General features: G+C 56.0%; 11 protein-coding genes. All 11 read right to left on the reverse strand.

What is annotated here, in order from left to right; genetic code table 11:
- Window positions 1-9 precede the first annotated feature (9 nt).
- Window positions 10-471 carry a tripartite tricarboxylate transporter TctB family protein gene (locus tag ACSMDR_RS18555; RefSeq protein ID WP_005908159.1) on the reverse strand — a complete coding sequence of 154 codons (462 nt, stop codon included), beginning with the start codon at window positions 469-471 and terminating at the stop codon, window positions 10-12.
- A 59-nt stretch (window positions 472-530) separates the two neighbouring features.
- Complete coding sequence (locus ACSMDR_RS18560) at window positions 531-1496, reverse strand: tripartite tricarboxylate transporter substrate binding protein (RefSeq protein WP_005908160.1); 966 nt, start codon at window positions 1494-1496, stop codon at window positions 531-533.
- Window positions 1497-1810: 314 nt separating this feature from the next.
- On the reverse strand, window positions 1811-4093 hold the full coding sequence (gene pflB / locus ACSMDR_RS18565; protein ID WP_005908161.1) for a formate C-acetyltransferase: 2283 nt from the start codon (window positions 4091-4093) through the stop codon (window positions 1811-1813).
- A 45-nt stretch (window positions 4094-4138) separates the two neighbouring features.
- The gene (focA, locus tag ACSMDR_RS18570) at window positions 4139-4987 is read right to left on the reverse strand and encodes a formate transporter FocA (RefSeq protein ID WP_436469208.1); all 849 of its coding nucleotides are present in this window, start codon (window positions 4985-4987) and stop codon (window positions 4139-4141) included.
- Between the two features lie 686 nt (window positions 4988-5673).
- On the reverse strand, window positions 5674-7266 hold the full coding sequence (locus ACSMDR_RS18575; RefSeq protein WP_436469209.1) for an ABC-F family ATPase: 1593 nt from the start codon (window positions 7264-7266) through the stop codon (window positions 5674-5676).
- 62 nt (window positions 7267-7328) lie between these two features.
- On the reverse strand, window positions 7329-8582 hold the full coding sequence (locus ACSMDR_RS18580) for a site-specific integrase (protein ID WP_436469210.1): 1254 nt from the start codon (window positions 8580-8582) through the stop codon (window positions 7329-7331).
- Window positions 8561-8764, reverse strand: a complete 204-nt coding sequence (xisR, locus tag ACSMDR_RS21240; RefSeq protein WP_495549121.1) for an excisionase family protein — start codon at window positions 8762-8764, stop codon at window positions 8561-8563. Before xisR ends, ACSMDR_RS18580 begins: the two co-directional genes overlap by 22 nt.
- Entirely contained in the window at window positions 8725-9135 is a 411-nt protein-coding gene (locus ACSMDR_RS18585) for a hypothetical protein (protein ID WP_436469211.1), read from the reverse strand. Before ACSMDR_RS18585 ends, xisR begins: the two co-directional genes overlap by 40 nt.
- A gap of 572 nt (window positions 9136-9707) precedes the next feature.
- The gene (locus ACSMDR_RS18590; RefSeq protein ID WP_436469212.1) at window positions 9708-10286 is read right to left on the reverse strand and encodes a phage N-6-adenine-methyltransferase; all 579 of its coding nucleotides are present in this window, start codon (window positions 10284-10286) and stop codon (window positions 9708-9710) included.
- A 135-nt stretch (window positions 10287-10421) separates the two neighbouring features.
- Complete coding sequence (locus ACSMDR_RS18595) at window positions 10422-11093, reverse strand: tetratricopeptide repeat protein (RefSeq protein ID WP_436469213.1); 672 nt, start codon at window positions 11091-11093, stop codon at window positions 10422-10424.
- A gap of 96 nt (window positions 11094-11189) precedes the next feature.
- A complete protein-coding gene (locus ACSMDR_RS18600) occupies window positions 11190-12278 on the reverse strand; it encodes a hypothetical protein (RefSeq protein ID WP_436469214.1) in 1089 nt (362 codons plus the stop codon).
- Window positions 12279-12285 lie beyond the last annotated feature (7 nt).

Genomic DNA, 12285 nt, shown 5'->3' on the forward strand with positions numbered 1-12285 from the left:
GATGACTCCTTAAAACCCGAGCAGGGTGAACAGACGACCCGGCTCCAGATAGACGTTGAGCCCCTTGGTGAGCAGTGCCCAGAAACCGATGGAGAAGGGAACGCTGATCATCAGGCCGTAGCGCAGGCTGGGCTCGCCCAGTACGCGTATGCCCACGGTCAGGAAGGCGATGGTAGAGAGCACAAAACCAAACCAGGTCAGACCCAGGCCATAGATGACCATGAGCCCGAGCAGGATGAAGACCCGGCGCCAGTCACCCGGCTCCTTGCGCAGGTGCTCGCCCCCCGGGGAGACCATCAGCAGCAGAGAAAGCAGCACCCCAAGCCCGGCCAAGGCATAGGGCAGGGTGCTGGCGGTGAAGGGTTCGTATTCGTCGCCGGGGTAGCCGGGGATCTCGGTGGCGTAGTAGCCATAGACGATGGAGAGCAGCAAAAACAGCAGGCCTCCGAATCGCTCCTTGGTGATATTCATGATGTGCTCTCCAACATGGACGGCGGGCGCTGGGCCCGCCTGTTATGTGACAACGAGGATTATTTGATGAAACCGAGCTCTGTCATCAGGCCGCCGATCTGCTTCTCCTGGCCCTCGAGGAAGGCGGTAAATTCAGGACCTGATTTATAGAGGTTGGTCCAGCTGTTGCGGGCGCGAACCGTCTCCCACTCCGGTTTGTCATACATCTGCTTGAGCAGGACGGCGAACTCGGCCGATTTTTCCGGGGTGATGCTGGGGGAGGCAAAGAAGCCACGCCAGTTGGCAAAGACGGTGGGGTTGCCCTGCTCGCTGAACGTCGGCACCTGGTCGGCACCGGGCAGACGCTTGTCCGAGGTGACCCCCAGGATGCGCATCTGGCCGGATTTGACCGCTTCCATCGCTTCACCGAATCCGGTGGAGATGGCCTGGGTTTCCCCGGCCAGCACGGCGGCCATGGCACTGCCGCCGGCATCATAGGCCACGTAGCGCAGCTTGCTGGCATCGGCGCCGGCGTTCTTGAAGGTCAATGCCGCCACCAGATGATCCAGGCTGCCACGGGCAGAGCCACCGGCGATCTTCACTTTGGATGGGTTGGCTTCATAAGCGGCCAGCAGCTGGGCCCAGTTCTGATAGGGAGAGTCAGCCTTGACCGCCAGCGCCTGATAGTCGGCGATGATGGCGGCGACCGGGGTCAGATCCCGGAATGACTGCGGCAGCTCCTTGGAGAGGGACTTGACGATGATGGGGGTGGAGTTGACCATCAAGGTCTTTTCGGACTGGGACGAGGTCTCGATCAGGTGGGCAATCGCCTTGGCGCCGCCACCGGCAGACATGTTCTGATAAGAGACAGTGTGGATAAGGCCTGACTTGGTCAGCACTTCACCGGTGCCGCGGGCCGTGGTATCCCAGCCGCCCCCTGCGCCACCCGGGATCAGGAAGTGAATTTCGTCTATCTGGGCATGGGCGCCGAAGCTCAGTGCGAGCAGGCTACCGATCAGGGTGCGTTTGAAGGTTCCTTGCAACATGGTGCTCTCCTTGTGATTGTTGCAGGAAGGTTAATGTCGGGTGGCGTATTGGAAAAGATTGTGACCGAAATGGCTATTTAGGCTCTTGTGGCTATTTTGTTCATTCTGTTTTCAGCCTGTGACGGGGCAATGCTAGCGGGATCAGCCAGGGTCTTGGCCTCGTAATGGTCGAGCCACGTCATGGCAAGGATGGGGGCTGGTGGGTGAACAGGGCGCAGGCACTGGGACGTCAAAGACGGGAGGGTACGACGACTGGATAGCGACAGATAAAAAAACCGGCGCCTTGGCGCCGGTTTTTGTTCACATCGACTCTCTTACAGGGAGGCGGTGAAGGTACGAGTGATGACGTCTTGCTGCTGCTCTTTGGTCAGGGAGTTGAAGCGCACGGCATAACCGGATACACGGATGGTCAACTGCGGATATTTCTCCGGGTTTTCCATGGCGTCCAGCAACATTTCGCGGTTCATCACGTTGACGTTGAGGTGCTGACCGCCCTCGAGGTTGGCCTCGTGGTGGAAGTAACCATCCATCAGGCCTGCCAGGTTGGACTTCTGGGATTCCATGTCTTTCCCCAGTGCGTTCGGCACGATGGAGAAGGTGTAGGAGATACCATCTTTGGCGTAAGCGAACGGCAGCTTGGCAACGGAAGTCAGGGAGGCGACGGCGCCTTTCTGATCGCGACCATGCATCGGGTTGGCACCTGGGCCAAACGGTGCACCGGCACGACGGCCATCCGGGGTGTTACCTGTCTTCTTGCCATACACCACGTTGGAGGTGATGGTCAGTACGGACTGGGTTGCCACGGCATTACGATAGGTGTTGAGCTTCTGGATCTTCTTCATGAAGCGCTCGACCAGGTCACAGGCGATGTCATCGACGCGAGCGTCGTTGTTACCGAACTGCGGATATTCACCGTCGATTTCGAAGTCGATGGCCACGCCATCTTCGTCACGCACCGGCTTGACCTTGGCGTACTTGATGGCAGACAGGGAGTCGGCCGCAACAGACAGACCGGCGATGCCGCAAGCCATGGTGCGATAGACGTCACGGTCGTGCAGCGCCATCAGCGAGGCTTCGTAGCTGTATTTGTCGTGCATGTAGTGAATGATGTTCAGGGCGGCGACATACTGCTTGGCCAGCCAGTCCATGAAGTGATCCAGTCGGTCCATCACGTCGTTGTAGTCGAGGTACTCTGAGGTCACCATGTCGGTTTTGGGGCCGATCTGGATCTTGAGTTTCTCGTCCATGCCGCCGTTGATTGCATACAGCATGGTTTTGGCCAAGTTGGCACGGGCACCGAAGAACTGCATCTGCTTGCCGACGATCATCGGGGAGACGCAGCAGGCGATGGCATAGTCATCGTTGTCAAAGTCGGCACGCATCAGGTCGTCGTTCTCGTACTGGACGGAAGACGTCTCGATGGAGACCTTGGCACAGTACTTCTTGAACGCCACCGGCAGCTTCTCGGACCAGAGTATGGTCAGGTTCGGCTCAGGGGAGGGGCCCATGGTGTACAGGGTGTTTAGCATACGGAAGCTGTTCTTGGTGACCAGGGTGCGGCCATCCACGCCCATGCCCGCCAGGGTCTCGGTCGCCCACATCGGGTCGCCGGAGAAGAGTGAATCATACTCAGGGGTACGCAGGAAGCGAACCATGCGCAGCTTCATGACCATGTGGTCCATCAGTTCCTGGGCTTCTTGCTCGGTGATGATCCCTTTCTTGAGATCACGCTCGATGTAGACATCCAGGAAGCTGGAGGTACGACCGAAGGACATGGCGGCACCGTTCTGGGACTTGACCGCCGCCAGGTAGGCGAAGTAGGTCCACTGCACGGCTTCTTTGGCATTTTTGGCCGGTACAGAGATGTCGCAGCCATACTTGGCAGCCATCTCTTTCATCTGATCCAGTGCGCGGTATTGATCGGAGATCTCTTCGCGCAGACGGATAGTGGCTTCCAGGTTGACGCCGTTTTCCAGGTCGTCTTGCAGGGACTTGAACTGGGCCAGCTTGTCGGCCATCAGGAAGTCGATACCGTATAGAGCGACACGACGGTAGTCACCGATGATACGACCCCGGCCGTAGGCATCGGGCAGACCGGTGATGACGCCGGATTTACGGCAGTTCAGGATGTCCTTGGTGTAGACATCAAACACGCCCTGGTTGTGAGTCTTGCGGTACTCGGTGAAGATCTTCTTGACCATGGGGTCCAGCTCGCGGCCGTACACCTTGCAAGACGTTTCAACCATCTTGATACCGCCATTGGCGATGATGGCGCGCTTGAGCGGTTTGTCGGTCTGCAGGCCAACAATCTGCTCCAGGCCCTGGTCGATATAACCGGCATCGTGAGCGGTAATGGTGGAGGGCAGGTCAGTATCAAAATCGACCGGCGCATGGGTGCGGTTTTCGATTTTGATGCCTTCCATGACCTTGTCCCACAGCTTGGAGGTCGCTTCAGTTGCGCCAGCCAGGAAGGACTCATCACCTTCATAAGGGGTGTAGTTCTTCTGGATGAAGTCGCGGGTGTTGACACTGTTCTGCCACTCACCAGGAGCGAAGCCTTCCCATGCTGCTTGGAACTGCTCGTTACGTTCTGCCATTTTCATTACCTCACACGGTATTGATGTAGTACCCCGTCATCATCCTTAATGATGGCGACGGAAGATAAACCAGTAAGTCAGACCAACCATGACTCCGCCACCAATGATGTTGCCTATGGTCACGGGGATCAGATTGTGAAAGACGAAGTTCGAAACGGTCAGGTCGGCATATTGCGCCGGGTTCTGGCCGATGGCCTGCCAAAACTCCGGGCTGGCGAGGGCATGGATAGCAATGCCAACCGGGATCATAAACATGTTTGCGATACTGTGCTCAAACCCTGAGGCGACGAACATGGCCACGGGGAGCAGCATCACCATCACCTTGTCGGTGGCGCTGCGGGCGCCGAACGACATCCATACCGCCAGACATACCATCAAGTTGCAAAGGATGCCGAGCGCCACGGCCTCGAAGAAGCTGTGATGGAGCTTGTGCTGCGCCACATTCAGGGCATTGAGCCCCCACTGGCCATTGTCTGCCGTGTACTGCGCCGAGATGACGATGAGCGCCACCATGAGCAGACCGCCAATCAGGTTGCCAAAGTAGACCAGGCCCCAGTTTTTGAACAGTTGAGCCCAGCTGATGCGCCCGGCCGCTTTCGCTACCAGCGTCAGGGTGGTGGAGGTGAAGAGTTCGGCGCCAAGCAAGACGCAGAGGATGAGTCCCATGGAGAAGCAGAGGCCGCCAATCAGCTTGCCCATGCCCCAGGCCATGTCACCTGCACCCGTGGTGACAGTGATGTAGAAAATGAATGCGAGAGCGATGAAGGCGCCAGCGGTGATGGCGAGGGGAATGACCTTGTATGCGGGCTTGGTGGCCTTGGCATAGGTGATGTCTTCAGCCAGTGCAGCTATGGCTTCGGGCTTGAGACAGTCAAAGGGAGATTCTGCTTTCAATTGTCATTGTCCTGCAATTTTGCCTGTGGAAATCATAACAAAGGGGGGGAACCCCAAAATTGATGCCGATCAAGATTGACTGATTGTGAATGTAATTTTACTACAGTTTTTATGGCTTCCCTGGCATCCACTGCCGGTTTGGTAGTTTCAGCTGATATATAAATGATATTTTTATAACTAAATGATTTTAGTCAGGTTATAAAATTACACTTCGGTTGAGTCTTGCTGTGCAGCGTGCTTCTTCCCCACTTTCCAGGCGTTTTTCAGGATCCCCCTAAAGAGGTGATTTCTGTTGGTTGTCATCATGGGCTGCCGCGCGAAGACCCAGTATAGCCGAGTGTTGGCAGGTTACATATGACAACCACCTTGTCCATTCTTGCTGGCTGCCAGAAGCGGACCTGTTGCCTTTGTCGCTCGCTTGGGTCAGGCCCGACGCTGTCCCTGTTCTGATGAGTCTGGCGAAAGCGGCCCCGGGAAACAAAGAGGCCGCCAAGCGAGCATTCGGGATGAAGACGCGGACGGCCAGCAGGGGGCGATCCCCTGCTAAAGAGCTTGCAGAGGCCGGTTGTTGGGGGTGACAAATAGGAGGATAGGAGAGAGGCAAGGTGCGCTGCACGCCGACACCGGGCCATAAAAAATCCGGCGCACTGGGCGCCGGATTTTGTGTATCGCAAAGCTGGGTGAGGTTACACCACGCCTTGGGTGCGCAGGTAATCCTCGTAGGTGCCGCCGAAGTCGCGGATGCCGTTTTCGGTCAGTTCCATGATGCGGGTCGCCAGGGAGGAGACAAACTCGCGGTCGTGAGAGACGAAGATCAGGGTGCCTTGATACATTTCCAACGCCATGTTCAAGGATTCGATAGATTCCATGTCCAGGTGGTTGGTCGGCTCATCCATGATGAGGATGTTGGGGCGCTGCATCATCAGCTTGCCAAACAGCATGCGGCCCTGCTCGCCACCGGAGAGTACCTTGACCGGCTTTTTGATGTCGTCCTGGGTGAACAGCAGACGACCCAGAATGGAGCGCACTGCCTGCTCATCTTCGTTGGCCTGTTTCCACTGGGCCATCCAGTCGAACACATTGAGATCGGTGTCGAAGTCTTCGGCGTGATCCTGGGCGTAGTAACCTATCTGGGCGTTCTCGGACCATTTGATGGTGCCGCTGTCCGGTTCCAGTTCGCCCATGAGGGTCTTGATCAGGGTGGATTTACCAATGCCGTTGGTCCCCAGGATGGCGACCTTCTCGCCCACTTCCAGCATCATGCTCAGGCCCTTGAACAGGGGCGCCTCACCATAGCCTTTGGATACCCCTTCCACTTCCAGGATGTTGCGGTACAGCTTCTTCTCCTGCTCGAAGCGGATGAAGGGGTTCTGACGGCTGGAGACCTTCACTTCCTCAATCTTGATCTTGTCGATCTGCTTGAGACGGGAAGTGGCCTGGCTGGACTTGGAGGCGTTGGCGCTGAAACGCGACACGAAGGATTGCAAGTCGGCAATCTGGGCCTTCTTCTTGGCATTGTCGGAGATCAGACGCTCGCGGGCCTGGGTGGCCGCCGTCATGTAGTCGTCGTAGTTGCCTGGGTAGACGCGCAGCTCGCCGTAGTCCAGATCCGCCATGTGGGTACAGACCGAATTCAGGAAGTGACGGTCGTGAGAGATGATGATCATGGTGCTTTCACGATCGTTGAGCACCTGCTCCAGCCAACGAATAGTGTTGATGTCCAGGTTGTTGGTCGGTTCGTCCAGCAGCAGTATGTCGGGGTTGGAGAACAGCGCCTGTGCCAGCAGCACTCGCAGTTTCCAGCCCGGGGCCACTTCGCTCATGGGGCCGTTGTGCAACTCGATGGGGATACCGGCACCGAGCAGCAGCTCACCGGCACGGGCCTCGGCGGTGTAACCGTCGTACTCGGCAACCAAGCCTTCCAGCTCGGCGGCCTTCATGTAGTCGTCGTCGGTGGCGTCGAGGTTGGCGTAGATGGCATCACGCTCGGCGATGGCGGCCCACAACTCGGCATGGCCCATCATGACCACCTCGAGTACGCGCATCTCTTCGTAAGCGAACTGATCCTGGCGAAGCTTACCGATCCGCTCGTTGATATCCAGGCTCACATTACCGCCAGTGGGCTCAAGATCGCCGCCGAGGATCTTCATAAAGGTGGACTTGCCACAGCCGTTGGCGCCGATAAGGCCGTAGCGGTTGCCGCCGCCAAACTTGACGTTGATGTTCTCGAACAACGGCTTGGCGCCGAACTGCATGGTGATGTTGTTGCTGCTTAGCATATGATTTAAAATAAATCCTTAATTATCAGTGCATTATTGCACTGGTTGAAAATTCGGGGGCGCTATTGGGGCAAATGCCCATTTTTCTGCATTGCACTCCAGATCGAATCGGCCTCACTGCGGCTCGAAGACTCGATCCATTTTCCATAAACTTCTTGCAACATTTTTGCTGAGTTATGACCCATTTGCTCGGCAATGAATGCAAGATTTCCGTGAGCAGTTATATTCCAACTGGCAAAAGTATGCCGAAGTTGATACGCCCGGCGATAACGAACCCCAGACTTTTTGATTGCTGCTCGCCATGGTGCGACAAGGAATACTGCGGAGTAAAAAGGTGGTCTACCAGGCACTAGCCTGGTTGGACGGAATACTGGACGCAATGTTTGGCGCACGATCATGCCACCTGGCAAGTGCATGTCAACCTTTGCGTCCGAAAGTGCCCCAGTTATCTTAAATTGCTCCTGTAACGCGGCCAGTGCTGGGGGCATCAGATGTACGATCCTGGTGCGGTTTGTCTTGGGGAGCTTGAATTGCATCTTGTGTTGAGTGATGTTGCGTTGGATGTGGATCACCCGCTTCTCCACATCAACATCCCCCCAACTAAGGGCTCGTAGCTCACCGGGGCGGATGCCGGTATAGGCCAACACCAGCAGCATGTTCTTGAACTGCTCGTTTGAAGTGACCTCCAGCAACTTTTGAAACTCCCAGTGTTCAAAAGGGTCCGCACTCTTTCCTGTGTTCAACTTTGCTGCATGAACGCGGATATCAAACTGTCTTTCGATGAGTTCATTTCTCGCGGCCCAGCTGAGTAAGTTACCAACATGACCCAGATAGGTTTTCACTGATCTGGGTTGGCAATCGCTGAGCAAATCGTTACGTAGTCTCTCTATATGCATCGGCAATAGATCAGCTATGGGCATCTCCGGACCCAGGAACAGGGTCATGCGGCGGAAGGCGCTGAGGTAGGACCTCATGGTAGAGATGCCCACATTCGGACCGACGCTCTCAGTAAATACGCTGACAGCTTCGGCCAGACTCATCCTAGTCGCCTTGTTCATGCCCAGGCGTACGAGTGCTTTGGAGTTGGGAAAGTGCTTGGAGTAGTCGAAATTGCCTAGTGCAATCTCGTGTTTTATCGCGGCAAGTTTATTAGCAGCAAATTTGACGTTTGCTTTGCTGAGGGGAACATCAAGTACTTCCCGGCAGCGGTGACCTTTATAACTGAAGCAGAGTCGTAATTTGCTGCCATGTACCTCAATCCCGGTCATTCCTGCAACGAGGGTTGAGAGGTTATCTATTGCGTTGACTCGACCCACTTGTCGTACTCCTCAATGCTGTAGCGTATCTGCCCATCAGGGCCATATTTCCAGATTACTCCTTCCGACCATTCGCCTTTGAGGCGTCGTCCTTCGGCCGCTTTTTCGGTCATGCCTGTAAGGGCTTCAAATAGGCGTGGTCTTACCCATCTTGCACAGGGATAGATGTAGTTACGTTGCATGTGGTCCTCGATTTTAGAATCTCAGAGAGCCGGTGAAGCCCGCTGGTGTTGTAGTAGAAGGTTTCAACTCGCTTGAGAGAGTGCGCTGCTTGGTCAAGGCGGTACTCCCCAAACTGCGGGGTTTTCAGGTTATGCCGGTTAGCGAGCCTGCCAATCGCTTGGGCGCTGACCCCCAACTCTTTGCCCAGTTCGGTTGCGCTCCATAGCTTGCCGGTTACCCGGGGCGCTTCGATAGGTAGATCGAAGTGAGCCAGGATGCGGCCGATCTCGGCGAGCTTGGCTGATCTGGAAAGGGTGGGGGATCGGACGGCGCTGACCAGGTCGTTAAGCAGTTGACTGTCCTGGTCGATGATCAGTTGAAGTTGTTGCATGGCGTGGCCCTCCAGTCCCAGAGGATGGGGCGCCAATTGGATTGAAGGAAGGGCCGTAATTTGAGCTCCTGGATATTTGGGAGCTTAAAGCTGGTTCTCTAACTATGCCCTCCAGCCTCGGTACCCGATAAAACCAGGATCCCGCACTTGCCGAAATGGTAGGACAGGGAGATGGGCAATCAGGATCTTTAGCTGGGGGTTATCTGGCTGGCTGTCGATAGTGACTTTGGCTCCGGGGTTGATGCGCATATATCGCTCCCGCACATCAGTAGCTTCTTCTCGGGTCAATCCAGGTTGGATGATGGGCTTTCTGTAGCGCATGGCTCACCTCCGAAGCCTGCGCTGGCTCTGTGTCTGCAAGTCGTGGATCTTGCGTGCTGCTGCTTCGGCGGTTTGCCGATTGCAGGTCGTGCCTCCTGGGAGGACGAACATGTCGGGCTGCTTGGGATGAGGCATGACGACGCCAAACCCAATAACTACTGCACCGCAGTAGGGGCTTTCTGTCTTTTGCATGGGAGTCCTATGAGTTATCCACCGTTTCTGTGTGGCCATCGGTGGATTGTTTGGGGGTATCAGGCTGCAGCGCTTATGGGCTCTGCTCCGGCAAGTAGCAGGGTCAGTTTGCTGATGTCCCGGATCCTGCACTCGCCCCGCCAGTTCGGTGCGAAGATGAGGAACATAGAACCCTTTGGGTTACCCTTCATCTCCTCACCGGTGGCCTTGTTGATGAAGTTAACTCGACCGTTGCGCCATTTGCCGTGCTTGTCATGGTAACCGGTGATGTGGCGTACCTCGCTGGCCCGCTCACCTGGATACCACTCAGTGCTGGTGTCCTGCGGTACCAACATGACGGTGCCTATCCCACACCCTTGCTGCTCGATGGCTTTATCCACCCAGGGGCCGATATGGGAGTAGGGCGGGTTCAGCCAGACCCACGGCGAGCGTACCGACGGGCTGATAAAGTCACCCCAGTCCACTATCAGGGCGTCGATGTCAGGTGTCAGGTACTTCTGGCATAGGGCCGTCTCCGGCAACGCTGCTGCATCGAGGCTAAAGTGGAATTCCCGATCGAGCGCACGGAACAGATAGAGTGGAGTTTGTGTCATATCCCGTGTGCTGGCGGGAGTCGTTGATCCACGGTAGTCGCTCATGCCGCCTCCTGGTGTTGTTCAGGCTGCTGTCTGGCGGCCTCGCTGGTGTTCAGTGTGGTCATGGTGGGGTCCTTCCGGTGGTCAAAAACAAAAACCCCAGCATGAGGGCTGGGGTTGGGCTGGTAGAGTTGGTGGTCAATTCTCTTTAGATGGATATTCCGCGATGAATTGAGCTGCCAGTTCTTTGGCTTCAGTTAACTGACCAATGGTGAGGTCTCTTGAAATGTCATTCAGGGCATCAGAGGCTTCATTTGCACCATTAGATTTCGCCAAGGAGAACCAAGCGTATGCTTGGATGTCATCTTTAGGGATGCCATGACCGTTGTAAATCATATTGCCAAGGTTGAACTGCGCATCAGAGTACCCTTGTTTAGCCGCTTCGTAGTACCAGGCGATAGCTTGCTTGTAATCTTGTGGAACGCCTCTGCCGCTGGCATATAAAATGGCAAGATTGTTCTGCGCTTTTGCAAGCCCTTGCTTGGCTGCCTTGAGGTACCAAGCTGCGGCTTTTTCATCATCTGCAGACCCTAATCTACCAGTGGCATACATCACACCGATGCTGTTTTGACCCCTAGCGTCACCTTGTTCTGCGGACTTGCGGAACAAGGAAATGGCATGTTCAAGGTCTTGTCCCACCCCGTCACCATTGACATACAGAACACCGAGGCTGTATTGCGCCCCAGAGTCTCCTTGCTCAGCCAACTTAATAAGATCATCTACATTGGCTTGAGGCGGTGTTGCAGAGACAGCTGCGCTTAGCGATAGTCCAAGCATTGCAGTCCAGATACTGAACCTAATTCTCTTCATTTTACCTCCCCTTAATATTGTGCAGGAGCATTATGGCACCCATTACAGAGTGGGTTCTAGCGTTACCAATAAACCTGCTAGGTGGTGTGATTTAGCTCAGTAGTTGATGGTCAGGTGATCGATCTTGTTGCTGGCGATGTGCTTGATGAGGTTGATGGCTTTCCCCTCCTCAATCCCCAGGCCCATCAGGTCCATCAAGATAGCGTTGTTGATCCGGCCGCGGTGATCACGGTCAGCAAGGCGGCGGACATCCTCTTCATCCTTGATGCGCTGCTCGTTGGCAATGCGCTGGCGTTCCTGCTCCGCGGCGCGTGCGGCAGCTTCTTCTGCCTGATGTGCCGCATTCGCTTCGGCCCGCTGGCGGGCCAGTTCAGAGGCTTCGGCATTTCGCCGGGCTTGCTCTTCGCGTTCCAGCGCGGCTTGGGTTTGGCGCTGTGCTTCCTGTTCGCGATGCTGGGCGGCTTCACGTTCCAGGCGCTGGCGATTTTCTTCCAGTAGGCGAGCCTGCTCTGCAGCCTGTTCTGCTATCCGGCGTTCGCGATCGATGCGTTCCTGTTCGGCCTGCTTCTTGCGCAACTCTTCCAGCTCGGCCTGCTCGGCTTCGTATTTCAGCCGGGTGGTCAGCGTCTCACCAAGGCGCTTGGCAGCCAGTTCTTTGGCCACGGTAGCCTGTGGCAGCAGCTCCTGCCAGCTATCGTCCAGGGCGGTCTGCTCGACCTCCAGTAGCATTGTTTGCAAATCGGCGGCGGTGAACTCGTGGCCGCCTGAAGCGCCAAGATCTTTCAGTATTGTGAGTCGGTCTTGCAGTGCTGCAACTCGGGCGGCCTCTGCTGCTTCAAAATGGGTGAGTGGGGCTCGCACTTCGTCTTTCAGGGCGTCCAGGGTGTCCCGTAGGGTTTTGCGGTTGGCGTCGATGCGCTTGGGGATCTCCTTGAATTTGTCCGTCTGCTCCTTGCCGAGCCCGTCCAGGTAGGTCTTAGTCTTGGCCACGGCGTAGGCGATGCTGGCGATTTCCTTACGCCCTTTGGCTGTGGTGATATCGGGTACCAGGCTGGTTGCTTTCTGGCGGATATCGGTGAGCAGTTCAGCAACACCCTTGCCTTCGGTGAATAAGGCAACTGCGGTGGTGGGGTCAATGACAACCAGTTGGGTCTGGACGGTCTCTGTCTTAGCTTGTTCGGTCATGGTGGGT

The organism is Aeromonas molluscorum (assembly GCF_051376105.1).
Taxonomy (GTDB): Bacteria; Pseudomonadota; Gammaproteobacteria; order Enterobacterales; family Aeromonadaceae; genus Aeromonas; species Aeromonas molluscorum.